This is a genomic window from Streptacidiphilus sp. P02-A3a, from assembly GCF_014084105.1.
Classification (GTDB): domain Bacteria; phylum Actinomycetota; class Actinomycetes; order Streptomycetales; family Streptomycetaceae; genus Streptacidiphilus.
The window spans coordinates 8656302-8681280 of the sequence record NZ_CP048289.1 but is presented as its reverse complement, the minus strand read 5'-3'; the positions used below and the strand labels follow the sequence as shown (position 1 = coordinate 8681280).

At 72.8% G+C, this 24979-nt stretch carries 22 protein-coding genes; 10 read left to right on the top strand and 12 right to left on the bottom strand.

The window, feature by feature from the left end; all coding sequences use genetic code 11:
• Positions 1-25: 25 nt before the first annotated feature.
• The 6 genes from GXP74_RS42380 to GXP74_RS36775 all read left to right on the top strand — a co-directional run bounded on the left by GXP74_RS42380 (position 26) and on the right by GXP74_RS36775 (position 4354).
• The gene (locus tag GXP74_RS42380; RefSeq protein WP_182455538.1) at positions 26-904 is read left to right on the top strand and encodes a hypothetical protein; all 879 of its coding nucleotides are present in this window, start codon (positions 26-28) and stop codon (positions 902-904) included.
• A gap of 48 nt (positions 905-952) precedes the next feature.
• Complete coding sequence (lysX, locus tag GXP74_RS36795) at positions 953-2518, top strand: bifunctional lysylphosphatidylglycerol synthetase/lysine--tRNA ligase LysX (RefSeq protein WP_304940942.1); 1566 nt, start codon at positions 953-955, stop codon at positions 2516-2518.
• A gap of 103 nt (positions 2519-2621) precedes the next feature.
• Positions 2622-2780, top strand: a complete 159-nt coding sequence (locus GXP74_RS36790; protein ID WP_182455536.1) for a hypothetical protein — start codon at positions 2622-2624, stop codon at positions 2778-2780.
• A gap of 117 nt (positions 2781-2897) precedes the next feature.
• Positions 2898-3353, top strand: coding sequence for a BlaI/MecI/CopY family transcriptional regulator (locus GXP74_RS36785; RefSeq protein ID WP_182455535.1), 456 nt, complete (start codon positions 2898-2900; stop codon positions 3351-3353).
• A gap of 19 nt (positions 3354-3372) precedes the next feature.
• Positions 3373-3876 carry an amino-acid N-acetyltransferase gene (locus GXP74_RS36780; protein WP_182455534.1) on the top strand — a complete coding sequence of 168 codons (504 nt, stop codon included), beginning with the start codon at positions 3373-3375 and terminating at the stop codon, positions 3874-3876.
• 133 nt (positions 3877-4009) lie between these two features.
• Positions 4010-4354 carry an Lsr2 family protein gene (locus tag GXP74_RS36775; RefSeq protein ID WP_182455533.1) on the top strand — a complete coding sequence of 115 codons (345 nt, stop codon included), beginning with the start codon at positions 4010-4012 and terminating at the stop codon, positions 4352-4354.
• Here GXP74_RS36775 and GXP74_RS36770 read toward each other — a convergent pair.
• Complete coding sequence (locus GXP74_RS36770; RefSeq protein WP_182455532.1) at positions 4293-4826, bottom strand: hypothetical protein; 534 nt, start codon at positions 4824-4826, stop codon at positions 4293-4295. The two genes, GXP74_RS36775 and GXP74_RS36770, sit on opposite strands and share 62 nt — an antisense overlap.
• A gap of 440 nt (positions 4827-5266) precedes the next feature.
• On the opposite strand from GXP74_RS36770, the gene GXP74_RS36765 reads away from it, so the two are divergent.
• Positions 5267-7780, top strand: a complete 2514-nt coding sequence (locus GXP74_RS36765; RefSeq protein ID WP_182455531.1) for an ATP-dependent Clp protease ATP-binding subunit — start codon at positions 5267-5269, stop codon at positions 7778-7780.
• 74 nt (positions 7781-7854) lie between these two features.
• Here GXP74_RS36765 and GXP74_RS36760 read toward each other — a convergent pair whose 3' ends face one another.
• The 7 genes from GXP74_RS36760 to GXP74_RS36730 form a co-directional block, all read right to left on the bottom strand.
• Positions 7855-11046 carry a serine protease gene (locus tag GXP74_RS36760; protein ID WP_182455530.1) on the bottom strand — a complete coding sequence of 1064 codons (3192 nt, stop codon included), beginning with the start codon at positions 11044-11046 and terminating at the stop codon, positions 7855-7857.
• Between the two features lie 2 nt (positions 11047-11048).
• Complete coding sequence (locus GXP74_RS36755; protein ID WP_182455529.1) at positions 11049-11390, bottom strand: trypco2 family protein; 342 nt, start codon at positions 11388-11390, stop codon at positions 11049-11051.
• A 96-nt stretch (positions 11391-11486) separates the two neighbouring features.
• Entirely contained in the window at positions 11487-11888 is a 402-nt protein-coding gene (locus GXP74_RS36750) for an RDD family protein (protein ID WP_182455528.1), read from the bottom strand.
• Positions 11889-12120: 232 nt separating this feature from the next.
• The gene (locus tag GXP74_RS36745; protein WP_182455527.1) at positions 12121-13230 is read right to left on the bottom strand and encodes a ferritin-like domain-containing protein; all 1110 of its coding nucleotides are present in this window, start codon (positions 13228-13230) and stop codon (positions 12121-12123) included.
• Between the two features lie 143 nt (positions 13231-13373).
• A complete protein-coding gene (locus GXP74_RS36740) occupies positions 13374-15062 on the bottom strand; it encodes an aldehyde dehydrogenase family protein (protein WP_370468511.1) in 1689 nt (562 codons plus the stop codon).
• A gap of 46 nt (positions 15063-15108) precedes the next feature.
• Positions 15109-15708, bottom strand: coding sequence for a TetR/AcrR family transcriptional regulator (locus GXP74_RS41970; protein WP_182455525.1), 600 nt, complete (start codon positions 15706-15708; stop codon positions 15109-15111).
• Positions 15709-15816: 108 nt separating this feature from the next.
• Positions 15817-16725 (bottom strand): A/G-specific adenine glycosylase, encoded by a 909-nt coding sequence (locus GXP74_RS36730; RefSeq protein ID WP_182455524.1) that lies wholly within the window; start codon positions 16723-16725, stop codon positions 15817-15819.
• Between the two features lie 189 nt (positions 16726-16914).
• Here GXP74_RS36730 and GXP74_RS36725 point away from each other — a divergent pair, with 189 nt between their 5' ends.
• Positions 16915-17709: a hypothetical protein gene (locus GXP74_RS36725; RefSeq protein WP_182455523.1), complete on the top strand. Its 795-nt coding sequence runs from the start codon at positions 16915-16917 to the stop codon at positions 17707-17709.
• A gap of 5 nt (positions 17710-17714) precedes the next feature.
• Here the strand turns inward: GXP74_RS36725 and disA are convergent, their stop codons facing one another.
• A complete protein-coding gene (gene disA, locus GXP74_RS36720; RefSeq protein WP_182455522.1) occupies positions 17715-18821 on the bottom strand; it encodes a DNA integrity scanning diadenylate cyclase DisA in 1107 nt (368 codons plus the stop codon).
• Positions 18822-18956: 135 nt separating this feature from the next.
• Positions 18957-20486 (bottom strand): DNA repair protein RadA, encoded by a 1530-nt coding sequence (gene radA, locus GXP74_RS36715; RefSeq protein WP_182455521.1) that lies wholly within the window; start codon positions 20484-20486, stop codon positions 18957-18959.
• 109 nt (positions 20487-20595) lie between these two features.
• Between radA and GXP74_RS36710 the strand changes: the two genes are divergently transcribed.
• Entirely contained in the window at positions 20596-22407 is a 1812-nt protein-coding gene (locus GXP74_RS36710; protein ID WP_182455520.1) for a hypothetical protein, read from the top strand.
• Between the two features lie 18 nt (positions 22408-22425).
• Here GXP74_RS36710 and GXP74_RS36705 read toward each other — a convergent pair whose 3' ends face one another.
• Positions 22426-23250: a hypothetical protein gene (locus GXP74_RS36705; protein ID WP_370468510.1), complete on the bottom strand. Its 825-nt coding sequence runs from the start codon at positions 23248-23250 to the stop codon at positions 22426-22428.
• A 150-nt stretch (positions 23251-23400) separates the two neighbouring features.
• Between GXP74_RS36705 and GXP74_RS36700 the strand changes: the two genes are divergently transcribed.
• Positions 23401-24099: a heme oxygenase (biliverdin-producing) gene (locus tag GXP74_RS36700; RefSeq protein WP_182455519.1), complete on the top strand. Its 699-nt coding sequence runs from the start codon at positions 23401-23403 to the stop codon at positions 24097-24099.
• Between the two features lie 49 nt (positions 24100-24148).
• Here the strand turns inward: GXP74_RS36700 and GXP74_RS36695 are convergent, their stop codons facing one another.
• On the bottom strand, positions 24149-24970 hold the full coding sequence (locus tag GXP74_RS36695; protein ID WP_182455518.1) for an AIM24 family protein: 822 nt from the start codon (positions 24968-24970) through the stop codon (positions 24149-24151).
• Between the last annotated feature and the right edge of the window lie 9 nt (positions 24971-24979).

Below are 24979 nucleotides of genomic sequence, written 5' to 3'. Positions count from 1 at the left end.
GGCATTTCCGGCGTAGGGTCCAGGCATGCCTACGCCCCATGGGTCTCGCGGCGGCATGGCCTTCAGTGCGGACGAACTGCGGGTGCTGCGCCGCGCTCTTGCCCACCTGCTGAACCCCACGACCCCCGTCAGCCAAGCCCTGCCCGGACGGGCCCGCGCGGCCTGCGCCGAGGACGTCCAGGAGGTGCTCCGACTCGCCGAGTCCATCGACGACGCGGTGCACGAGGGGGGCAGGATGCGGGCCTTCGCCCTGGCCGACCTCGCCCGCTACCGGGCCGCGCTGCCCGGGACCGCCTCCGGCTACCTGGAGCGGCTGGAGGAGGCCGTCGCCGACGGCTACCTCCCCGACCGCGAGGACCTGGTGGCGCTGCGGAACCTCAGCGCGCTGCCCTGCGCCCCGCAGGAGCGGGTCCGCCGGCTCGCCCTGCGCGGCCGCTGCGGCACGCTCGCCCAGGGCTCCGGCGCGCACCTGCTGGAGCCCTCCGCACCGCAACTCGCCCTGGCCGCCACCGCCTCCGTCGCCGGGAACATCGCCGACACCGGCGGCGACGGCGGCACCGACACCGGCAATGTCGCGGACTTCGCCCGGCCGACGCGCTCGCTGCGCCAGCGGGAGAAGTCCCGTACCGCCCTACCTGCGACCGGGGTGCACCCCCACCCCCTTCCGACCCGACGTGGAGGAGCGATTCCCATGGCCGCCTTTGACACCACCGCCAAGCCCGACAGCGCCAGGTCCGACGCCGCCGGGCGCGGTTCGGCTCCCGCCCCCGGCGGCAGCCCGGTCGCCCCGGTCCGGGCCATCCCCACCCCCGGCGACCTGTGGCCGCGCGGGGTCCGCCCGGACGAGGCGGCGACCGGCGCCGACGCCGAGGAGGAAGCGGAGCTGGCCACCGGCACCGGCTGACCCCGCTCCCGCCCCGCCCGGTGCCGTCCATCGGGTGGGGCGGGGACCATTGGTTACAGGACCGGTCCGCACCCTCGATACCCTGGAGCGGTGACTGATCAGACTCCCGTGCCAGCAGCCGATGACCTCCCCGAGCAGATGCGGGTGCGCCGCGAGAAGCTGGAGCGCCTGCGCGCCGCCGGCGTCGACCCGTACCCGGTGGGCTTCCCCCGGACGACGACCCTGGCGGACCTCCGGGCCGCCCACCCCGACCTGCCCGCGGACACCGCCACCGGCGAGCGCGCCGGGGTCACCGGCCGGGTGGTGCTCAGCCGTACCGGCGGCAAGCTCTGCTTCGCGACCCTGCGTGACGGCACCGCCGACCTCCAGGTGATGCTCTCCCTGGACAGGCTCGGCGAGGAGCGGCTGGCCGCCTGGAAGGCCGACATCGACCTGGGCGACCACGTCGGGGTCGAGGGCGAGGTCATCACCTCCAAGCGCGGCGAGCTGTCGATCATGGTCGACCGCTGGGAGCTCACCGCGAAGTGCCTGCGCCCGCTGCCGGACAAGCACAAGGGCCTGACCGACCCGGAGGCCCGGGTCCGGCAGCGCTACGTGGACCTGATCGTCAACCCCGACGCCCGGGAGATGCTCTACCTGCGCAGCAAGGTCGTCCGCTCGGTCCGCCGCACCTACGAGGAGCGCGGCTTCACCGAGGTCGAGACGCCGATGATGCAGCCGGTCCACGGCGGCGCCAACGCCCGCCCGTTCCGGACCCACATCAACGCGTACGACATGGACCTGTTCATGCGGATCGCGCCGGAGCTCTACCTCAAGCGGCTGGCGGTCGGCGGCGCGGAGAAGATCTTCGAGATCAACCGCAACTTCCGGAACGAGGGCGCGGACTCCACGCACAATCCCGAGTTCACCATGCTGGAGTCCTACGAGGCCTACGGCGACTACGACACCCAGGCCGAGCTGATCCGGGCCACCATCGTCAACGCCGCCCGGGACGCCCTGGGCACCACCGTGATCCGGGGCCTGGACCCGCACGGGGTGGAGCACGAGATCGACCTGGCCGAGCCCTGGTCCGAGATCACCGTCTACGGCGGGATCTCCGCCAAGCTGGGCACCGAGGTCACCCCGGACAGCACCGTCGAGGAGCTGCGCAAGCTCGCCGACGCGGCCGGGGTGCCCTACGAGCAGAAGTGGGGCCACGGCCAGATCATCCTGGAGATGGTCGAACGCCTGCTCGAAGAGGACGCGATCACGCCGACCTTCATCCGGGACTACCCGACCGAGGTCTCCCCGCTCACCCGGCAGCACCGGAGCAACCCGGGCGTGGCCGAGAAGTGGGACCTGATGATCTTCGGCACCGAGATCGGCACCGGCTACTCCGAACTGGTCGACCCGGTCGAGCAGCGCGCCCGGCTGACCGCCCAGTCGCTGCTCGCGGCCGGCGGCGACGTCGACGCCATGCAGCTGGACGAGGACTTCCTGCGGGCGCTGGAGTACGCCATGCCGCCCACCGGCGGCCTGGGCATGGGCGTCGACCGGCTGATCATGCTGCTGACCGGCAAGAGCATCCGCGAGACGCTGCTGTTCCCGCTGGTGAAGCCGGACGTCCAGCAGTAGCCGCGGCGCAGTGCCAACCCCGGTCCCGGCCAACCACAGGGACCGGGGTTAACCTTCTGCCGGACGGTTCTTATTCAGTCATCCAGCGAGGCGGTCCGGCAGCATGCAGTACATCGAGGCACTGACTCCCCCCACGGTGATGGCGATCGCCTTCGGGCTGATGATCCGCACCCTGTTCCGCAACCAGGGCGGCGCCGCCGCCGCCCGCGAGGACGCCGCCTCCGACGCGATCATCACCGGGCAGCGGGTTCCGCAGGACTGACCGGAAGTCGCCAGCGCGGCTCTCTCCCCTTTGTCCGTAAAAGGTGATATTTGCACTGTTGGAAGCCCGTACGGGTTTCCGACGGACGCATCACGGACGCACGGGGAAGAGAACCGCATGGCACGCCGGCTCGGCGAACTTGAGAACGAGGTGATGACCCGCCTCTGGCAGTGGAATCGCCCGGTGACGGTTCGTGAGGTTCTTGAGGATCTGCTCCAGGAACGGGAACTCGCCTACACCACGGTGATGACCGTGATGGACAAGTTGTTCCAGAAGGGATGGCTGCGCCGGGAACAGGACGGACGGGCCTTCCGTTATGAGCCGGTTTCCTCGCGTGAGGCATATACCGCCGCACTGATGAACGACGCCTGGGCGACCAGTGACAACCCGGCGGCGGCGCTGGTGCACTTCTTCGGGATGATGTCCCCGGAACAGCAGGAAGCACTGCGCGACGCATTGCGGGTGGTGGCCCCGCAGGCGGCCGAACAGACATCCGGAGAGTCGGACGAACGGTCGTCCGGGGATGAGCCGGACGCCGGGGCCGGGGATATCCCGGAGCATCCGGGCGACTGAACGCGATAGCGTCCTGCTCATGGAGGTCACCATCCGCCGGGCGCGGACGAGCGATGTACGGGCAGTGCGCAGACTCGTCGACGGCTACGCGCGCGAACGAATCCTGCTGAACAAGCCAACGGTCACCCTCTTTGAATCCGTACAGGAGTTCTGGGTCGCCGAGCGGGACGACAACGCCGAGGTCGTGGCCTGCGGCGCGCTCCATGTGATGTGGGAGGACCTGGCCGAGGTGCGCACGCTCGCGGTCGACGCCTCCTGCCGGGGCACCGGTATCGGCCACCTGCTGCTGGAGAAGCTCATCCAGACCGCCCGCTGGATCGGCGTGCGGCGGATTTTCTGCCTCACCTTTGAGGTCGACTTCTTCAGCAAACACGGCTTCGCCGAGATCGCCTCCACGCCGGTCGACGGCAGCGTCTACGAGGAGCTGCGGCGCAGCTACGACGAGGGTGTGGCGGAGTTCCTGGACCTGGAACGGGTGAAGCCGAACACCTTGGGCAACACCCGGATGCTCTTGCATCTCTGAGCGGGCGGGGTCGCGCCCGACGTTGTCAGTGCCGCCTGTCAAGCGGGCTTCCGGTGCAGGGGGTTTGAGTTTTCCGCAGAAAAGCGGTTTCCTTTCCTACAAGTAATCCATGCTTTTGAGGAAAGGGAAGCCCGTGGCGCAGAAGGTCCAGGTCCTTCTTGTCGACGATCTCGAGGGCGGAGAGGCGGACGAGACCGTGACGTTCGCTCTCGACGGGGTTGCCTACGAGATCGATCTCACTCACACGAATGCGGGCAAGCTGCGCGAGCTGCTGGCCCCTTACACCGCCGGTGGGCGCAAGCAGAGCGGGCGCGTCAGCGCTGTTCGCGGCGGCCGTGCCCGTGCGCCGCGCCCCGTCGGGGGCAACCCGGACACGGCGAAGATCCGTGCCTGGGCCAAGGAAGAGGGCTACGAGGTCAACGACCGGGGCCGGGTGCCCAGCCACCTCCGTGAGGCGTACGAGAAGGCGCACGGCTGAGCGTCCCGTCCAGCTGGGCGCGGGCACAGGCGTGAGCGAAGGTGTCGAGCAGCCGGGGCAGGTCCGTCCCGGCGGTGTGGTCCCGGCCGTACCACGGCTCCAGCCACACCAAGGGCGTCCGTCGGGGGCGGGGGAGGGGTTCCGCCCCGCCCGCCCCGGCGGGGCGCACCAGGCGGGCCCTGAGCACCTCGCCGTCCAGGTGCGACCAGCCGAGCCAGCGCAGCACCCCGGGAACCTCCCCGGCGGCGCCGGGCGGCAGCACCACCAGCAGCCGTCCGCCCCAGGCGGCGACCGGCCCGGCGGGGCGGCCGAGCCGTCGCATCCGGGCCAGGGCAGCCAGCCCGGGCCCCAGCGGGGCGTCCAGCACCTCCCGGAACAGCACCTCCCGGAACAGCAGCGCCCGGCAGCGGGTCGCGCGCGGGGCGGGGCCGACGGCGTGCTGCGGCGGTCGGCGGTCGGGGCGGCTCAGCACACCCGGCCCAACTCGCGACGGACGGTCCTGGTTACGCGCGTCGCCCCACCGGACGCCCGATGTCACACAGTTGGCCCGCACCGTTCGTCCGGCTTCTCGCTCGGCGAACATCCGGACGCACGCGAACGGGGATGGAACGGCGGGTCCCCCGGGTATGAATAGGTATGTGGAGGCGCGGGCGGCGGGATCAGCGGGACCGGTTCTGCGGCGTGTCGCCGGGAGCGTTCGCCGTCGGCGTAGCGATTCCGGGTGGATCTGCTTGGCCTGCGGGAACACCATCCCGGAGCATTCGGTTGGAGTCATTGTCGGCCGCCGCGTACATAACGGGGCGTCGGCTGTCGGCGTAGACGTGAGCTGTTCCGGCCTCCGGGACTAGCATGCGGAAGGACAGGGAGGGGACCGACCCCTCACTGCCCGACCGCTCTGAGGAGCGATTAACGATGTTCGAGAGGTTCACCGACCGCGCGCGGCGGGTTGTCGTCCTGGCTCAGGAAGAAGCCCGGATGCTCAACCACAACTACATCGGCACCGAGCACATCCTTCTGGGCTTGATCCACGAGGGTGAGGGTGTCGCCGCTAAGGCCCTGGAGAGCCTCGGGATTTCTCTTGAGGCGGTCCGCCAGCAGGTTGAGGAGATCATCGGACAGGGGCAGCAGGCCCCGTCCGGCCACATCCCCTTCACTCCTCGGGCGAAGAAGGTCCTGGAGCTGTCGCTCCGCGAGGCCCTCCAGCTCGGCCACAACTACATCGGGACCGAGCACATCCTGCTCGGCCTCATCCGCGAGGGCGAGGGCGTCGCCGCCCAGGTCCTCGTGAAGCTCGGCGCCGACCTGAACCGGGTCCGGCAGCAGGTCATCCAGCTGCTCTCCGGCTACCAGGGCGGGGGCAAGGAGTCGGCGACCGCCGGCGGCCCCGCCGAGGGCACCCCCTCCACCTCGCTGGTGCTGGACCAGTTCGGCCGCAACCTCACCCAGGCCGCCCGCGAGGCCAAGCTCGACCCGGTGATCGGGCGCGAGAAGGAAATCGAGCGGGTCATGCAGGTCCTCTCCCGACGCACCAAGAACAACCCGGTGCTGATCGGTGAGCCCGGCGTCGGCAAGACCGCCGTGGTGGAGGGCCTGGCCCAGGCCATCGTCAAGGGCGAGGTCCCGGAGACGCTGAAGGACAAGCAGCTCTACACCCTCGACCTGGGCGCGCTGGTCGCCGGTTCCCGCTACCGCGGTGACTTCGAGGAGCGCCTGAAGAAGGTGCTCAAGGAGATCCGCACCCGCGGCGACATCATCCTGTTCATCGACGAGCTGCACACCCTGGTCGGCGCGGGTGCCGCCGAGGGCGCGATCGACGCGGCGAGCATCCTGAAGCCGATGCTGGCCCGCGGCGAGCTCCAGACCATCGGTGCCACCACGCTCGACGAGTACCGCAAGCACCTGGAGAAGGACGCCGCGCTGGAGCGCCGCTTCCAGCCGATCCAGGTGGCCGAGCCCTCGCTGGCGCACACCATCGAGATCCTCAAGGGCCTGCGGGACCGCTACGAGGCGCACCACCGGGTGTCCATCACGGACGCCGCGCTGGTCGCCGCCGCGACCCTGGCGGACCGGTACATCTCGGACCGCTTCCTGCCGGACAAGGCGATCGACCTGATCGACGAGGCCGGTTCCCGGATGCGCATCCGCCGGATGACCGCGCCGCCGGACCTGCGCGAGTTCGACGAGAAGATCGCCGACGTGCGCCGGGAGAAGGAGTCCGCGATCGACGCGCAGGACTTCGAGAAGGCCGCTTCGCTCCGCGACAACGAGAAGCAGCTCCTGCAGGCCAAGGCCAAGCGGGAGAAGGAGTGGAAGGCCGGCGACATGGACGTCGTCGCCGAGGTGGACGAGGAGCTGATCGCCGAGGTGCTGGCGACGGCCACCGGCATCCCGGTCTTCAAGCTCACCGAGGAGGAGTCCTCCCGGCTGCTGCGCATGGAGGACGAGCTGCACAAGCGCGTCATCGGCCAGAAGGACGCCATCAAGGCGCTCTCGCAGGCCATCCGGCGCACCCGTGCGGGCCTCAAGGACCCGAAGCGCCCCGGCGGCTCGTTCATCTTCGCCGGTCCGTCCGGCGTCGGTAAGACCGAGCTGTCCAAGACGCTGGCGGAGTTCCTCTTCGGCGACGAGGACGCGCTGATCCAGCTCGACATGTCCGAGTTCAGCGAGAAGCACACGGTCTCCCGGCTGTTCGGCTCGCCTCCCGGCTACGTCGGCTACGAGGAGGGCGGCCAGCTCACCGAGAAGGTCCGCCGCAAGCCGTTCTCGGTGGTCCTCTTCGACGAGGTCGAGAAGGCCCACCCGGACATCTTCAACTCGCTGCTGCAGATCCTGGAGGACGGTCGACTGACCGACAGCCAGGGCCGGGTCGTGGACTTCAAGAACACGGTCATCATCATGACCACCAACCTCGGCACCCGGGACATCTCCAAGGGCTTCAACCTGGGCTTCGCCGCCCAGGGCGACGTCTCCACCGGGTACGAGCGGATGAAGGCCAAGGTCGGCGAGGAGCTCAAGCAGCACTTCCGCCCCGAGTTCCTGAACCGCGTCGACGACATCGTGGTGTTCCACCAGCTGTCCGAGGAAGACATCATCCAGATCGTCGACCTCATGGCCGCCAAGGTGGACGACCGGCTCAAGGACCGCGACATGGGTCTGGAGCTCACCCCGGCCGCGAAGTCGCTGCTGGCCAAGCGTGGCTACGACCCGATCCTGGGTGCCCGGCCGCTGCGTCGGACCATCCAGCGCGAGATCGAGGACATCCTCTCGGAGAAGATCCTCTTCGGCGAGCTGCGGGCCGGGCACATCGTGCTGGTGGACGTCGAGGGCGAGGGCAAGACGGCGAAGTTCACCTTCGTCGGCGCCGACAAGTCCCCGATCGCGGACACCCCGCCGGTCGCGGCCGGACCGGACCTCAGCAAGGGCTGACCTTCGGTCCGATCGTCACCAGGGCCCGCGCCGCCGTCCCCCGGAAGGGGGGCGCGGCGCGGGCCCTGGCGCGTTCAGGGGATGACCACCAGCTCGCTGAAGTGGCGGACCTCGCAGCCGTGCAGGTCCCGCAGCGACTCCACGTCGATCCGGAACTCCCCGCGCCGCTCCGGCGCGCCCAGCAGGTCCAGCCGTTCCAGGTTCGGGAAGGCCAGGGCCAGGTCCCGCAGCGGGTGCGGACGCCACGCGTGGTTCAGGGACAGCTTCCGGACCGACCGCATCGGTGGGCGCGCGGCCCAGGGCCCCTCCGGCTCACCGCTGAGGTGCAGTTCGCTCAGCTCGGGGAGGACGCTCAGCTCGGCCCAGCGGTCCGGGTCGAGTTCGTCCGCGTTCAACCGGGCCAGGCGCAGCTCCCCGCAGGCCGCCAGGCCGATCAGGGAGGTCGGTTCGTGCACCTCCAGCTCCCGGAGCGAGGGCGGCAGCCACAGCGGCTGCGCCCGGGTGGTCCCGAGGCTGGACGGACCGTAGCGCAGGCGCCGCAGCGTGGTCGCCCGGCCCAGCGATCTCAGCGACTCCAGGTTCGGGCAGTCGACCAGCACCAGGTTGTCGAGGGCCAGCTCCGGCAGCACGGCCAGGTCTATCCGGCCGGTGCAGTTGATCAGGTGGAGGGACCGCAGTTCCGGGCACTCGGTCAGCCAGCAGAGGTCCATCCGCCCGGGGTTCTCGTGCAGCCGGATGGAGGCCAGCGGCCCGTGGGCCAGCAGCCGCAGGTCGGAGTCCGGCAGCCAGCCGGAGCACTCGATGCTCGGCCTGCCGCCGATCTCCAGCAGGTACGCCAGCTGCTCCCGGGACTTGGCGATGAAGCGCAGCCCGTCGCCGTGGGTCAGCCGGGCGATCACCTGCTCGCCGTACTCGCGGGTGTCGAACCGCTCCCAGGCCCAGGCGAGCTGCCCCCGGACACTGGTCGACTCGTGGTCCGCGTACTGGGCCAGCAGCGGGATCGCCGCCGCCCCGGCCACGGTCGAGGCGGCGACCACCACCGCGTGCGCGGTAGCCCTGACCAGCCCTTCCGGTCCCGGCAGCAGGTCGAGGACCATGGAACCGGCGGCGGCCAGGGCTTTGGCGGCGGCGTCGGTGCGCGGCGGGATCACCTCGGCGGTGCTCTCCGCGATCTCCTGCCGGACGACCGGGTCCAGCTCGGTGGCGTGTTCCAGGCAGGCCGCCGCCAGCACCCGGAGCCTGAAGCTGTGCCGGGTGTCGCTCTCGGCCCGGGCCAGCAGGGCGCGCAGCAGTCGGGCGCGCTCCTTCGGCCGGGCGTGGCCCACCGCCATCCGCAGGATGTCGTCCCACTGGTCGTCGTGGGCGTTGCGGACCAGGACGCCCAGGTCCTCCTCCTCGATCGCGGCCTTCGCGGCGAGGTAGTCCTGGAAGGTGCGGTGGATGAAGTCCACCGAGTCGGCCGTGGGCTGCCGCAGCAGCCCGCTGCGGACCAGCAGGTGCCGCAGCAGCTGTTCGCCGTCCCCGTTGATCCCGGCCATCGCCGGGAGCGCGTCGGCGAGCTTCCGCACCGCCAGCGCCCGGTCGATCTCCGCCGTGCCGTTGGCGGCCAGCCAGTACGCCAGCCGCTGGAGCAGGGTGATCTGCTGATCGGCCGTCAGCCGGAACCCCTCGGGCACGGCTATGCCGCGTTCGCGGTCGCGGCGGACCAGCAGCATCTCCAGCGCCGCCGAGTACAGCTCCATCCGCCCCTCCGGCAGGTACCCGCGCCGGTCCCGGTTCAGCGCGCAGATCAGCGCGCACATCAGCGGGCTGGTGGCCAGCCGGCCGAGGTCCTGCTTGCGGACCACGGCGGCGGTCAGCGAGTCCCGCCAGCCGGTCAGCCGCTCGTCGGTCCCGGCCGCCCGGTGCCAGCGGGTGATGAACGCGGCGACGTCCGCGCGGCTCATCGGCAGCAGCTCCAGCTCGGTGAACCCGGCCTGGGTCAGCCAGCCCTCGCGGACGGCGGAGGGGCGGGTGGTGACCACGTAGCGGACGTCGGGGTAGGCGGCCAGCAGCTCGGTCAGCCAGGCCCGGGTCCGCGCCCGGTCGGCCTCGGGGACCTCGTCGACGCCGTCGACCAGCAGCAGCACCCGGCCCAGCTCCAGCTGCCGGGTGACCCAGCCGGCCGCCGCCGGGTGGCCGCTGAGCGGCTTGGCGACCAGCGCCAGCAGCTCCTCCGGCGCGGGCAGCTCGCCGTGCCGGGGCAGCGCCCGCAGCCGGACCAGCAGCGGTACGCAGTCCAGCAGGTCCGCCAACTGCACCGGGAGCCCGCGGCTCGCGGTGCAGTTGGCGAGCCAGAACAGCAGGGTGGACTTGCCTGATCCGGCCGCGCCCCGGATCAGGATCCGCCGCCGCCCGGACAGCGCCTGCTCGGCCCGCTGCGATTGCGGCGGCTCGTCGGCCGCGCGTCCGGCCGTCCCGGCGACCAGCTCCAGGCTCAGGTAGCCCGCGTCCAGCGGCCAGGAGTCCTCCTGGTCCGGGCTCCGGCTCAGCCCGATGATCTGTAGCCGCCCGGTCTGCCGGACCACGAACTCGCGCAGCCGCTCCTCGAACTCGTCCCGGCTCGGCGGTGTCGGCGGCTCCAGCACCGACGAGTTCTGGTGCGGGCTGAACATCTCGATCATCGGCAGGAACTGGTGGGAGTCCAGGATGGCCGCGGTGGGGGTGAGTTCGACCCGTCCGTGCTGCCAGTTCCCCGGGTCCGCCCGGACCACGCCGACCAGCCGTTCCCCGAGGAACACCGCCGCGCCCGAGAGGCCCGCCCAGGGCGAGCCGCCGCCCCGGGGCGCGGCCGGGGCGCCGTGCGCGCTGTCCAGCACCATCCGGCCGGTGAGCAGCCCGGTCCCGGGCTTGAGCGTGCCGACCAGCTGCTCGCTGTCCAGCTCCCCCTCCAGGTCGCGCTGGACCTGGGGGAAGCCCACCGCGTGCGCCCCCTCCCGGGGGAACAGGTCGCCGATCCGGCCCCAGACCGGGTTCCTGAAGCGGCTGCCGGGGGTGCTGGTCAGCGCCCGGTCGGCGCGCAGCAGCGCCGCGTCGCAGCCCTCGTCGTGGCGCGACCACAGCACCTGGCAGCGGACCCGCCCCGGGCCGCCGGGCACCACCACCTCCGGTGGCTCCGGGCCGAGCAGGTGGGCGGCGGTGAGGACCAGCCGCGGGCCGAGCAGGTAGCCGCTGCCCTGCCGGGCCCCGAACACCGCCGCGATGCGGTCCCTTCGAGGATGCGGCATGGTCAACTACCGCTGGAGAAGCGGGAGGTGCCGCCGTGGTCGGCATTGCCGACCTCGATCGGGCCGCCGTCGGCGGCGGCCTTGGGGGTGAGCGTGAGGGAGACCCGGTGGGTGGCCCCGTGGGTGGCCCTGGCGTCCGCGCCCGCGCTCAGCACCCAGGCGCGCACCCCGCCCCGAGCCCCGGCCTCGTGGGTCAGCTCGACGGTGAACTCCAGCTGGATCGGGCCGACTTCGAAGCGGACCGGTTCGTCGGCGCCCTGCGCCGCGGCCTCGGTCAGCTCCCGCCGGATGGCGCTCACCGCCGCCGCGAGTTCGATCTGTTCCCTGTGTTCGAAGCCGGACACGCGTCCCCCTGCTCGTCGCCGCACTGATCCGCTCCGACGGTACGTCAAGACAACGGGCGCGGCCGGGGGTTGTCCCGACCGCGCCCGCCACCGGTGCTACTTGGTGCGGATCACCACGGTGCCCGCCATGCTGTCGAGCACGCGCTGGCGCTCGGTGCCGAAGGTCTTGAAGATGTCCACGACGTACAGCACCGAGAAGGTGATGCCGTAGACGATCCCGCCCAGCAGGAAGTTGCGGATGAACAGCTCGCCCCAGGTCAGGGCCGCTCCGGTGTCCTTCTTGACGACCTTGAGGCCGAGGATCTTCTGGCCCGGGTTGCAGCTGTCGTTGGACCAGGTGATCATCGCCCAGATCAGCCAGCCGATGAAGAGGGTCACGATGGACAGCAGGCCGTTGAGCAGCTGGGCGCCGAGGCGGATCCAGGGGGAGGCGCGCAGCTCCAGCGGCACGGCCTGCTCGGGGGCGACGTAGCCGGGGGTCTGGTAGTCCGTGGACATGGCGGAGCTCTCCTGAGGAGTGGGAAGGGGCGCGGCGGAATTCCCACGCGCCGGCGCAGGCCCCCTCGTCAGGACAGCCGGTACCGAAATGCGGCAGGACGCGAGGGCCTGCCGCATCTCTGACAGATCAGCACCCCCGCTGGTAAGGAAATACCAGGAACGCGGAGGTCAGGACAAGGGACGCGGTCCTATGGTCACTCATCTGCAACCAAGCCGACCGTCCGGCGTCACTTCAGTCCGACTCCGCGCCCGAGGCGATGGCCTCGGCCACCTCGGTGATCCGGGCCGCCTCCTCGGCGGCGAAGCGCTCCGCGTCGACCCGCTCCGCGATCTCCTCGTCCTGACGCATCAACACGTCCAGGTTGGAGTCGCCGAGTTCGAACACCCCCATGTCCGCGTAGGCCTGCTGGAGCTTCGGACCCCACAGGCCGATGTCCTTGACGCAGGGGACGATCCGGGAGAACAGCAGCTTGCGGAAGAAGGTCAGGTACTCGCTGTGCTCGCTGATCTCCTCCGCCTCGGCCAGCGGGATGCCGAAGTTCGTCAGCACCTCGGCGCCGCGCAGCCGGTCGCGCATCAGGTAGCAGCCCTCGATCACGAACTCCTCGCGCTCGGCCAGTTCGGCGGAGCTGAGCTGGCCGTAGTAGTCGCGCAGCGCCATCCGGCCGAAGGCGACGTGGCGGGCCTCGTCCTGCATCACGTAGGCGAGCAGCTGCTTCGGCAGCGGCTTGGTGGTGGTGTCCCGGATCAGTCCGAAGGCGGCCAGCGCCAGGCCCTCGATCAGCACCTGCATGCCGAGGTAGGGCATGTCCCAGCGGGAGTCCCGCAGGGTGTCGCCGAGCAGCGACTGGAGGTTGTCGTTGATCGGGTAGAGCATGCCTATCTTCTCGTGCAGGAAGCGCGAGTAGAGCTCCGCGTGCCGGGCCTCGTCCATGGTCTGGGTCGCCGAGTAGAACTTCGCGTCCAGGTCCGGCACGGACTCGACTATCCGGGCGGCGCAGACCATCGCGCCCTGTTCGCCGTGCAGGAACTGGCTGAACTGCCAGGACGCGTAGTGGCGGCGCAGGTCGGCCCGGTTCTGCTCGCTGAACTTGGCCCAGTACGGGGTGCCGTGGACGGACAGCACCTCGTCCGGCAGTCCGAGCGCGTCGTAGGGGTCGACCTCCAGCGACCAGTCGATCCGCTTCGCCGCGTCCCACTGCTTGTCCTTGCCCTTCTGGTAGAGGGCGAGCAGGTGGTCCCGGCCGTCGTCGTACTCCCAGTTGAAGCGGGCCGACCCGGCCGCCGGGACGGTCCAGGTGCCTTCGCTGACAGGGGTGGTGTAGAGATCGCGGGTCGACATCGAGGCTCCTCGGCGTGTACGTCGCATGGGTGGCACCGGCCACCAATGGAGCGTCACACGAAAGTTACTGACGGGTCAACACTCTGGCCGGGCGCGGGCCGAAAGCCCGCGCCCGGGGTGGAACGGGGGGTGCCGACGGACCGTCAGCGCGGCGGGTAGAGCGAGTATCCGGGGAAGTTGCCGTAGAGCTTCTCCTCGGCGCCCTCGGGTCCGTAACTGACCGCCTGGACCAGCAGGTCGCCGCCGACGAAGGCGCCCTTCCAGGAGGCACCGAGCCCGCCGAAGACCTCCTCCCGGTCGCCGCGCGAGCGCGGCTTGTTGACGCCGATCTTGAAGGCCAGCAGGTCCGGCGCGACCCGCTCGGCGAAGGCCTGGTCGTCGGTGGCGATGCTGGCCACCAGCGAGCCGTTGCCCGCGTTCATCGCCGCCAGCAGCTCCGCCTCGGTGTCCACCAGCACGATGGAGTCCAGCGGGCCGAACGGCTCGGAGTGGTGCAGCGCCCAACTGCTCGGCGGCTCCAGGACGCAGGCCGGGGCCAGGTAGGCGGCGGTGTCCTGGTCGGGCAGGAACAGCCCGTCGTCCAGGTCGCCCTGGTACAGCGGGACCGCGCGGGCGGCGACCGCCTGCTGGAAGTGCCGGGTCAGCTCGGTGGCCTTGGCGGCGTGGATCACCGGCCCGAAGTCCAGCTCCGGGTAGGGGGTCCGCGGGTCGGCGTCGGCCACCGCCAGCGGATGCCCGAAGCGCAGGTTGTCGAGGACCGAGAGGTAGGTCTCCAGGAAGGCCGGGAACAGCCGGCGCTGCACGACGTAGCGCGGATAGGCGGTGCAGCGCTGCTTGGCGTACTCGAAGCCCTTGCGCAGGTGCGCCGCCAGCGTCGGCCAGTCGCTGAAGTCCCAGACCCCCCAGGTGTTCAGCCCCTCCTGCTCCAGGAAGTGCCGCCGGTTGGCCTCGGCGTAGGAGGAGTCGGCGAGCGAGGTCGCGGCGCGGCGGCCGTTGGCGCGTCCGCCGACGAAGGCCAGCGCGCCCAGCCCGGGGGAGCTGATCAGCGCGTCGGCGATCTCCGAGCCCATCCCGGACAGCAGGCTCACCGGCAGCCCGGCCCGGTGCATCAGCGCGTGCGCCAGGGTCAGGCAGTGGAACCCGCCCTGGGACGGGGTCTTCGCCAGCACCGCGTTGCCGGCCAGCAGCTGCACCAGCTCCGCGTGCACCTGCACGCTCATCGGGTAGTTCCAGCTGGCGATGTTGGACACCGGGCCCGGCAGCGGCTGCCGGGGGTGCGCGGTGTGCACGCCCAGCTGCCGCTCGATGTTGTCCAGGTACCAGCGCACGCCGTCCAGCGCCCGGTCGACGTCGGCGCAGGCCAGCCGCCAGGGCTTGCCGATCTCCCAGACCAGCAGCAGCGCGAGCAGTTCGCGGTGCGCGGCCAGGTCGTCCACGGCGGCGCGGACCCGCGCCGAGCGTTCGTCCAGCGGCACCCGGGACCAGGCGGCGTGGGCGGTGACGGCGAAGTCGACGGCCGCCGCCGCCTCCTCCACGCCGACCCGCGGCGGGCCCGGGATCGGGGTGCCGTCCAGCGGCGTGGTGTGGAAGCCGGGGGTGCCGACGGCGTGCCAGTCGCCGCGCACCAGGTTCAGTAGCCGGTCCGGGGCGAACGCCTCCGGAGCGGCCTGGACACAGCGGGCATAGGTCTCGGACCAGGACGTGCCGGATTTGAGCTGGAGGGTCACGGTGCGCTCCTGAGGGAGGGAGGGGGAGCGGGCGGCCTTGCAGGCCAACCAGCGTCGCACGACGACCTGGCGTGAGGGATGAGCGTGCGGCCCGGAGTGGGGCATGTCACTCGGGTGCCCGCCTCCCGGCGCGCGCCCCCCGCCGGAGCGGTCAGCCCCGGTCGGGCTTGCCGATCTGCTCGGCGACGTCCAGGGCCACCCGCAGCGCGATGGCCTGGCGGTCGGCCGGGCTCGGCGCGGAGTCCGGCTTCCCCTGCTCGGCGCAGGCGTCGGAGATGAAGTGCGTGGCGTTGATCACCATCAGCGACACGGCCGCCCGCACCCGGTCCTCGAAGGTCGGCTCCGGGCCCTGCATCAGCTGGGTCAGCGCGATCATCCGCTCCTTGAAGCGGGTACCGACGCTGAGCTCGCGGATGGTCGGCTGGTTCTCGTGGAAGAAGCGCAGCAGCCGCTGCCGGTCGGACATGCCCTCGGCGAAGCGGCGGACGATCTCGTCCCGCAGCTCCGGGCTGTACGGCTGCTCCCGGCCCCAGGCGATGGCGTCGTCGATGGGCGCCGCCATGCTGTCCACGATCCCCGCGAGGATGTCCTCCTTGGTGCGGAAGTGGTAGTACAGCGCGGCCTTGGTCACGCCGAGCCGGTCGGCGATCTCGCGGAGCGAGGTCTTCTCGTACCCGTGCTCGGCGAAGAGCTCCAGAGCGACGTCCACGATGCGCGCCCGGGTGTCCCCGCGAGGTGTCTGGGTAGTCATCGCTCCGCCTGTGGACCTTTGTGATGATGGGTTGTTCGAACTGAGCTTACCGCGCCGACGCGGGATGTACTAGCCGGTCGGCAAGTAGGTTGCTGCGGTCGCCGCGGCTCAGGGCACCGGCGGTCCCCCGGGGAGCCGGTAGACGCCCGGCCCGACCGGCTCCACCAGACCGTCGGCCACCAGCCCGTCCAGGGCCCGGGCCCGCTGCACCGGCTCCGGCCAGACCGCGTCCAGCTCCGCCTGCGGCACCTCGGACCGGGTCGCCCGCAGCACCGCCAGCAGCTTCCCGCGCACCTGGCGGTCGGTCCCGGCGTAGGTCTGGCCCCGGCGCGGCGGTCCTGAGTACGCCGGGCGGCCCGCCAGCCGCCAGGCGCAGCGCGCCGCGACCGGGCAGTGCCCGCACTCCGGCGACCGCGCGGTGCAGACCAGCGCGCCCAGCTCCATCACCGCGACCCCCCAGGTCGCGGCGGTCTCCGGGACCGACGGCAGCAGCTCGGCGGCGGTGCGCCGCTCGGCGGCGGTGGTCGCCGTCGGCGGGAACTCGTTGCCGTCGACCAGCCGGGCGAGGACCCGGCGGACGTTGGTGTCCAGCACCGCGTGCCGCTGCCGGTGCGCGAACGAGGCGACCGCGGCGGCGGTGTACTCGCCGACCCCGGGCAGCGCCAGCAGCTCGGCGTGGTCCGTCGGCACCCGGCCGTCGTGCCGCTCCACGATCGCGGTCGCCGCCGCGTGCAGCCGCAGCGCCCGGCGCGGGTAGCCCAGCCGCTCCCAGGCGCGGACCGCCTCGCCCGGCGGATCGGCGGCCAGGGCGGCCGGGGTGGGCCAGCGCTCCATCCAGTCCGCGTACCTGGGCAGCACCCGCTTCACCGGGGTCTGCTGGAGCATGAACTCACTGACCATCACCGCCCAGGCCCCGGCCTCGGGCTCGCGCCAGGGCAGCTCCCGGGCGTTGGCGGCGTACCAGGCCAGGATCTCGCGGTGCAGGTCCGCGCTGCGGACGGCTGTGTTCGTGTTCATCGCGCTGTCGATGGTCGCACACCGCAGGTCACAGTGGAGTAACCGGAATGGGCCACGGAAACCATTCGGATGGGCGATCAGACCGATGATGTGAAAGAAGAGGCCATGGGTACGGCGGTGTTGCTCTGACCGGGGGGTGATCTCTCGTAAGGTTTGCTCGTGCCTTCTCTGCGCAATCCTGTCGGGCCGTTGCCCTCATCCATCTACTGGCGGCGTCGCGTCGTGGTGCTGGTCGTCCTAGCCGGGGTGCTCGCCCTGGTCGGCTGGCTGGTCTTCGGCGGCGGCGGTGGGATGAAGAATGTCTCGGCCGGGAGGACCGGCCCCGCGCAGTCGATCACCCCGGGCCCGTCCGGGTCGGGCGGCGGCGGTTCCAGCGACGGCTCGCCCTCGGGCAAGCCGAGCGGCGGGGCGGGCAAGGGCGCGGGCGGGTCGGGCGGCAGCGGCTCGAACAGCGGCAGCGGTCCGGTCAGCGTCGGCAGCGGGTCGGGCGGCTCGGGTTCGAGCGGCTCCGGCGGGTCGGGCGGGTCCGGCGGGTCGCTGACGGCGGGCAGCGCGGGCACGATGGAGCTGCCGGTGTGCCTGGCGGCCGACCTGGAGCTGTCGCTGAACAGCAGCCAGCCCTCCTACGGCGCCACCCAGTGGCCGATGTTCGCGCTCCAGATCAGCAACACCGGCAGCGCGGCCTGCCGCACCGACCTCGGCGCGGACTCGGCCGTGGTGCAGGTCGGTACCAGCGGCAACGCGCACGTCTGGTCCTCCGCCGACTGCCCGGTGAGCACCGCGTCGCAGTGGTACGCGGTGCCCGGTTCCGGCGGCTCGATCACCGCCGACTTCCAGTGGGGCCGGACCACCTCCCAGCACGGCTGCACCCCGGGTGCGGGCGGCGTGGCGGCGGCGCCGGGGACGTACGTGGTGCAGATCAGCCTGAAGGGCGTCACCGGGATGCCGCTGTCGCACTTCACCCTCGCCCCGTTCGGCAGCTGAGGCGGTCAGACGTAGCGCTCCAGGATGGACGACTCGGCGAGCCGGGACAGCCCCTCGCGGACCGAGCGGGCGCGGGTCTCGCCGACGCCCTCGACCGCCTGGAGGTCGTCCAGGCTGGCGGCGAGCAGCTTCTGCAGCCCGCCGAAGTGCTCGATCAGCCGTTCGATCACGGTGTTCGGCAGTCGCGGGACCTTCGCCAGCAGCCGGTAGCCGCGCGGGCTGACCGCCGCGTCCAGAGCCTCCGGGGTGCCCGGGTAGCCGAGCGCCTTGGCCACCGTCTGTAGCTCCAGCAGCTCCGGGTGGCTCAGCGCGTCCAGGTCGGCCAGGACGTCGTGCACCGAGCGCCCGCGCTTGGCGGCGCGCTCCGGGAAGTAGTCGCGGGCGACCAGCTCGCGGTCCGGTTCGACCCCGGCGATCAGCTCGTCCAACTGGAGCGAGAGCAGCCGCCCGTCCGTGCCCAGTTCGACCACGTACCCGGCGATCTCCCCGGCGATCCGGCGGACCATCTCCAGCCGCTGGGCGACCGCCGTCACGTCGCGGACCGTGACCAGGTCCTCGATCTCCAGCGCGGAGAGGGTGCCGGAGACCTCGTCCAGCCGCAGCTTGTAGCGCTCCAGCGTGGCCAGCGCCTGGTTCGCGCGGGACAGGATCGCCGCCGAGTCCTCGATCACCCGGCGGACGCCGTTGACGTACAGCGCGATCAGCCGCATCGACTGGCTCACCGAGACCACCGGGTAGCCGGTCTGCTTGTTCACCCGCTCGGCCGTGCGGTGCCGGGTGCCGGTCTCCTCGGTGGGGATGTCGGCGTCCGGCACCAGCTGCACCCCGGCCCGGACGATCCGGGTGATGTCCTTGTCGAGCACCACCGCGCCGTCGAGCTTGCACAGCTCGCGCAGCCGGGTGGCGGAGAACTCGACGTCCAGCACGAAGCCGCCGGTGCTCAGCGCCTCCACCTGCTTGTCGAAGCCGACCACGATCAGTCCGCCGGTACGGCCGCGCAGCACGCGCTCCAGGCCGTCGCGCAGCGGCGTGCCAGGGGCTACGGCGCTCAGCGAGGCCCGTAGGAGGGCCTCCTCGCGGGAGGAACGGTCCGCCCGGTCGTTGGCTGCCACGGGACGACTCCTCCGGTGGGGTGAGGGGGTGCGCGACTGAGTTTACCGGTGGGTGCCGTGGGGTGTGTCTGGATATCGGCGTGCGGGGCCCGCGGGCGCCCCCGGGGCCCGCCGCCGCGGGCGCTGCCTGCGGCGCTACTCGGGGGCGATCTCCTCCCAGCCGTCCATCAGCTCGGCCGGATCGTCCGGGATGTCGTCCGGGGCGTCGCGGAACGACGGCCGGGCCGGGCCCGGCTGCGCCCCCGCAGCGGCCGGGGCCGCGCCGTTCCTGGGCGCCCGGCGCCCGCCGGAGCCGCCGCGCCGCCCCGGGATCGCGGCCATCGCCTCGCCGATGGTGGCGACCTCGGTCACCCGCATCCCCCGGGGGACCTTCCCCGGGTCCGGCGGGACCAGGGCGTGCGTGAAACCGAGCCGGGCCGCCTCGGCGAGCCGCCGCTCCACCCCGGTCACCCGGCGGACCTCCCCGGCCAGCCCGACCTCGCCGATCGCCACCAGGTTGGACGGCAGCGGGGTGTCGGCGGCCGAGCTGGCCACCGACAGCGCGATGGCCAGGTCCACCGAGGGCTCGGTGAGCTTCACCCCGCCCACCGTGGCCGTGTAGATGTCCAGCTTGCCGAGCCGCACCCCGCCGTGCCGCTCGACCACGGCCAGGATCATCGCGATCCGCGGCGACTCCAGGCCGGAGGTGGTCCGCCGGGGCGAGGGGATCTGCGAGTCCACCATCAGCGCCTGCACCTCGGCCACCAGCGGCCGGCGGCCCTCCAGGGTGACGGTCAGGCAGGTCCCCGGGACGGGCTTGTCCCGCTTGGTCAGGAACAGCCCGGACGGGTCGGGCAGGCCGACGATGCCGGAGTCGTTCAGCTCGAAGCAGCCGACCTCGTCGGTGGCCCCGTAGCGGTTCTTGATGCCCCGGATGATCCGCAGCCGGGCGTGCCGGTCGCCCTCGAAGTGCAGCACCACGTCCACCAGGTGCTCCAGCAGCCGCGGCCCGGCGATCGAGCCGTCCTTGGTGACATGGCCCACCAGCAGCGTGGACATCGCCCGGGCCTTGGACGCGCGGATCAGCGCCGCCGTCACCTCCCGGATCTGGGCCGGGCCGCCGGGCGCGCTGTCCAGCTGCCCCGAGGCGATGGTCTGCACCGAGTCCAGCACCAGCAGCGCCGGGTTCACCTGCTCGATGTGGCCCAGCACCGCCGCCAGGTCGGTCTCCGCCGCCAGGTAGAGGTGCGGGGACAGCGCGTTGATCCGGTCCGCGCGCAGCCGAACCTGGCTGGCGGACTCCTCGCCGGTGACGTAGAGGGTGCGATGGGTGTCGCTGGCCGCCTTGGCGGCGACGTCCAGCAGCAGCGTCGACTTGCCCACCCCGGGCTCCCCGGCCAGCAGCGCCACCGCGCCCGGCACCAGGCCGCCGCCGAGCACCCGGTCCAGCTCGTCGATGTTGGTCGGCCGGGAGGCCGCGACCCGGGCGTCCACCTGGCCGATGGGCAGCGCGGCGGTGCTCACCGGACCGGCCGCGACCGTCCGCACCGGGACCGCGCCGACCTCCTCGATGGTGCCCCAGGCGTTGCACTCGGTGCAGCGGCCGGTCCACTTGGGCGGCGTGGAGCCGCACTCCGTACAGCGGTACGAGGAGCGGACCTTGGGTGTGGTCGATCGAGCTGCCATGCCCGGAACGCTACCGCGAGCCACTGACAGCGCCGCTCACTCACCCGAAAGGGGTACGCCGACCGCAAGCTCCGGTGGCGAACGGCGGCAGCGCCCTAACGTCGGGGGAGTGACCACCGAGACCCAGGCCAGAGCCGTGCCCCGGCAGCGCGGCCTCGACGAGGCATGGGAACAGCTGACCGACGGGCTGTTCACCTACTGCCTCTCGGTGCTCTGCGACCAGGACGCGGCCGTGGCCGCCGTCCGCGAGGTGCGGCGGCTCGCGGTGCGGCACCGCCGTCGGCTGCGCCGACCGGAGCTGCTGCGCGCCTGGCTGTACGCGCTGGCCCGGCACAGCTGCCTGGTCCGGCTGGACGGCTCCGCCCCGCAGCCCGGCCGGTTCGCGGCGGGCCGGTCCGCTCCCGGCTGGTCCAGCTGCGGGCGGCACGGCGGCGGCCCGGCCCGGCTGCGCCGCCTCGCCTGGCCGGAGACCGCCGGGACCACCCCCGCCCAGCGCGAGGCGCTGGAGCTCACCGGACGCCACGGGCTGCCGGTCGAGGAGCTGGCGGCCGTCCTCGGGCTGCGGCCGGAGCAGGCCGGGGCGCTGCTGGCGCAGGCGGTGTGCGAGGTGGAGCGGACGGCGGCGGCGCTGAGCGTGCTCGCCGCCGACGGCTGCCCGGAGCTGCGGCGGCTGGGCCGGGAGCGCGGCCCGGTGCTCGGCCCGGCGCTGCGCGGCGAGCTGGTCCGGCACCTCGACTCCTGCCCCACCTGCCGGGGCACGGCCGAGCGCGAGGCGGCGCTCGGGCCCTGGCCGGGGACGCTGCGCGCGCCCGGCACGCTGTCGCTGGTGCGCGCCCCCGCCGAGCTCGCCCCGGCGCAGGCGGCCGGTGAGCGCCTGCTCACCCAGCTCGGCCGCCGGGACGACCCGGCCGCCGAGCCGCGGTTCGACCGCCGCGGCTTCCCGGTCCAGCGCAGCGCGCCCAGCCAGCGGGCCGCGGTACTGCGGCAGCGGGCCGTCGCCGGATCGGTGATCGCGGCGGTGGTCGCCGCGCCGGTGGTCGCCCTGTTCCTGACCAGCCAGCAGCGGCACACGGTGGAGGCGGCCCCGGTCTCCTCGGTCAGCGTGAGCACCCCGGAGCCGCTGGACCCCGGCGACCAGTCGCCCACCGCGCCGACCGGCGGCGGTTCCAGTCCCGGCCGCCACGGCGCGGACGTCGGCCCGGCCGCCCCGGCCGCGCCCGGCTCCGCCGCCCCGGGCGCGGCGCGGACGGTGGCGAGCGTGCTGGCGAGCCCGGTGGACCCGGCCACGCCCGGGGCCGCCCAGCTGTCGGTGACCGCCGCCGAGGTGTCCGCGGTCACCGTGATCACCCTGGCCAACACCGGGACCACCGCCGTGGACTGGCAGATCGACGACGGCACGCCGTGGCTGCGGCTCAGCCGCGGTGCGGGCACGCTCGCGGCGGGCGCCCGGACCACGGTGCTGGTCTCGGTGGACCAGGCGGTCACTCCGACCGGTCCCTGGGCCGCGCGGCTGGTGGTCCGGCCGTCCGGCGCGGTGGTGACCCTCCAGGGCCCGGGCACCGGTGGCCGCCGCACGCTGCCGCCGCCGGTCAGCCCGCCCGTCGGCCCACCCGTCGGCCCACCGACCGGGCCGCCGGTCAGCCCGCCACCGGTGACCACGCCGCCCGCGAGCCCGCCGCCGTCCGGTCCGCCGTCCGCGAGCCCGCCGCCGAGCGCCACCCCCAGCGGCCCGTCGGGCGGCCCGAGCGGTTCGCCCACGCCGTCCCCGACCGGCTCCGGCGGCGGCACCCCGAGCAGCGCGCCCAGCGGTTCACCCAGTGGCTCGCCCAGCGGTGGCTCGCCCGCGCCGGGGGCGTCCGCACCGGGGGCGTCCGGCACGCCGCCGGTGGCCGACGGGCGCGGACGCCACCGCAGGCAGTAGCCCGCGGGGCCCGGGGGCTCAGCCGTCGGCCGGGTGCGCCGCCACCGGGCCGCCGGGGGTGCTCAGGTGCTGCTCGCAGAGGCGGGCCAGCTCCGCGTAGCCGCCCGCGCCCATCAGCTCGGTCAGCTCCGGCCGGTAGCTCAGGTAGACCGGCTCCGCGCCGACGTGGGCGTCCGGGCTGCCGGTGCACCACCACTGCAGGTCGTGGCCGCCGGGGCCCCAGCCGCGCCGGTCGTACTCGCCGATGCCGACCTGGAGGTAGCGGGTGTCGTCCGGACGGTCGATCCAGTCGTAGGTCCGCCGGATCGGCAGCTGCCAGCAGACGTCCGGCTTGGTCTCCAGCGGCTCCTTGCCCTCGGCCAGCGCCAGGGTGTGCAGCGCGCAGCCCTCGCCGCCGGGGAAGCCCGGGCGGTTGAGGAAGATGCAGGCGCCGTCGACCCGGCGGGTGCGGTGCTCGCCGTCGTCGTCCGGTTCGCTGATGCCCTTGGGGCCGGTGCCCTGCCGGTGGAACTGCCAGGTCTCCGGGGTGAGCCGGGCGGCGTGCCCGGCGACCCGCCGCTGGTCGTCCTCGTCGGACCAGTGCGCGCCGAGCGTGCAGCAGCCGTCGCTGGCGCGACCGGGGCGGATGCCGTGGCAGCCGCGTCCGAAGACGCAGGTCCAGCGGGAGGTGAGCCAGGTCAGGTCGCAGCGGAACACCTGGTCGGCGTCCTCGGGGTCGGCGAACTCCACCCAGGCCCGGGCGAAGTCCAGCGGGACCTCGCGCTTGCGGGCCGCGGCGGCGGCCTTCTTCGCAGCCTTCTCGACTGCCTTGCGATCGGTGAGCGTGACGTCTACGGGTGGCACGTGTTCCAGCCTATGGCCTGCGGTCGGCGGGACGGAGCCCGGCGGCAACGGATATGCTCACCGAGGTTTTTGCCGACAGCCTGTCGGAAAGATGTCGGGTGGGCCCGACGCCCGTGACCCGTACGACTCGCAGACCCCGCGGAGGTTCCGATGACCCAGCCCGCCGCCACCGAGGAACGTGCGGACACCGAGCCGCAGCCGGGCTTCGCCGCGCTGCTGCGCGCCGCGACCGCGCGCGAGCACCAGCAGGCGGAGCAGTCCACGTTCATGGCGGACCTGCTCGGCGGCGGCCTCGGCGTCGAGGCGTACGCGGAGCTCGCCGGACAGCTCTGGTTCGTCTACCGCGAGCTGGAGCGGGCCGGGGCGGCGCTGGCGGACCACCCGGTGGTCGGCCCGTTCATCGACCCGGCGCTGGACCGCGCCCCGGAGCTGGAGCGCGACCTGCGGCACCTGCGCGGCGAGGGCTGGCGGGCGGGCCTGACCGCGCTGCCCGCGACCGAGGCGTACACCGCCCGGCTGCGCGAGGTCGCCCGGGACTGGCCGAACGGGCTGCTCGCCCACCACTACACCCGCTACCTGGGCGACCTCTCCGGTGGCCAGGTCGTGCGCGGGATCGCCGAGCGGGTCTGGGGGTTCGCGCACAAGGGCGACGGCGTCCGGTTCTACGTCTTCGAGGCGGTCGGCAACCCGGCCGCCTTCAAGCGGGACTACCGGGCGCGGCTGGACGCGGCCGGGGCGGCCGTCGGCGAGGCCGAGCAGCGGCGGATAACCGAGGAGGCCCGGTTCGCGTTCCGGCTGAACACCGGCCTGTTCCAGGACCTCGGCGGGCGGCACCGGCTCGGCGCGTAGCGCGGCGGGAGCGCCGTTCGCCCGATCGGGGGAACGGCGCTCCCGCCGGTCACTCGATCCGGGTGGAGAACAGCCCGCCGGTCGGGCCCTCCTTGTCCCCGCCCGAGCCCTCGGCCTTGCGCAGCGCGTTCGCCAGGCCCTCCAGCGTCATCGACTGGAGGATCACCTTGCCGTGCCCCTGCAACGTGGCCATGGACAGGCCGTCCCCGCCGAACAGGGCGTTCATCATGCCCTGGCGGTTGAGCGCGCCGATCCGCTGCACGTCGTAGCTGATCCCCTCCTCGAACGCGACGATGCAGCCGGTGTGGACCTGTAGCGCGCCACCGAAGTCCTGCAGCTCCAGGTCGATGAAGTTGCCCGCGCCGCCGATCAGCACGGTGCCGCGCCCGGTGAACCGCTCCAGTACGAAGCCCTCGCCGCCGCGCATCCCGGCGCGCAGTCCGGAGAAGGCGATGCCGAAGTCCACCCCGGCCTCGGCCGCGATGAAGGCGTCCTTCTCGGCCAGCCAGGCCCGGCCGCCGTCCAGCTCCAGGGCGCGCATCTCCCCCGGGATGGTCCCGGCGAAGCCGAGCGTGCCCTCGCCGCCCTGCGCGGTGAAGTACTGGAACGCCGCGCTCTCCCCGGCCAGCATCCGCTGGCCGACCTGCATGGCCGTGCCCATGGCCTGCCGCAGCAGCCCGCCCATGCCGCCGGCCTGGCCCTGCCCGGGCAGCTGCGAGCCCCCGGGCGGCCCGGACAACCGGGTGTCCATGCTCACGTTGGTCGTCTTGAACAGGAACTTCCCAGCCTCGCTGTAGACCGTCTGCCCCGGCTGGAGCTGGACGACGGCCATCTGCATGGCGTTTCCGACGATCTGGAGTTGCAGGGCCACGACGGGTCT

Coding starts and splice junctions, on each gene's coding strand:
- GXP74_RS42380 (WP_182455538.1), top strand. CDS start 26: ATGCCTACGCCCCATGGGTCTCGCGGCGGCATGGCCTTCAGTGCGGAC.
- GXP74_RS36790 (WP_182455536.1), top strand. CDS start 2,622: ATGCAGTACATCGAGGCACTGACTCCCCCCACGGTGATGGCGATCGCC.
- GXP74_RS36785 (WP_182455535.1), top strand. CDS start 2,898: ATGGCACGCCGGCTCGGCGAACTTGAGAACGAGGTGATGACCCGCCTC.
- GXP74_RS36780 (WP_182455534.1), top strand. CDS start 3,373: ATGGAGGTCACCATCCGCCGGGCGCGGACGAGCGATGTACGGGCAGTG.
- GXP74_RS36765 (WP_182455531.1), top strand. CDS start 5,267: ATGTTCGAGAGGTTCACCGACCGCGCGCGGCGGGTTGTCGTCCTGGCT.
- GXP74_RS36760 (WP_182455530.1), bottom strand. CDS start 11,046: ATGCCGCATCCTCGAAGGGACCGCATCGCGGCGGTGTTCGGGGCCCGG.
- GXP74_RS36750 (WP_182455528.1), bottom strand. CDS start 11,888: ATGTCCACGGACTACCAGACCCCCGGCTACGTCGCCCCCGAGCAGGCC.
- GXP74_RS36745 (WP_182455527.1), bottom strand. CDS start 13,230: ATGTCGACCCGCGATCTCTACACCACCCCTGTCAGCGAAGGCACCTGG.
- GXP74_RS36740 (WP_370468511.1), bottom strand. CDS start 15,062: ATGCCCCACTCCGGGCCGCACGCTCATCCCTCACGCCAGGTCGTCGTG.
- GXP74_RS41970 (WP_182455525.1), bottom strand. CDS start 15,708: ATGACTACCCAGACACCTCGCGGGGACACCCGGGCGCGCATCGTGGAC.
- GXP74_RS36730 (WP_182455524.1), bottom strand. CDS start 16,725: ATGAACACGAACACAGCCGTCCGCAGCGCGGACCTGCACCGCGAGATC.
- radA (WP_182455521.1), bottom strand. CDS start 20,486: ATGGCAGCTCGATCGACCACACCCAAGGTCCGCTCCTCGTACCGCTGT.
- GXP74_RS36700 (WP_182455519.1), top strand. CDS start 23,401: ATGACCCAGCCCGCCGCCACCGAGGAACGTGCGGACACCGAGCCGCAG.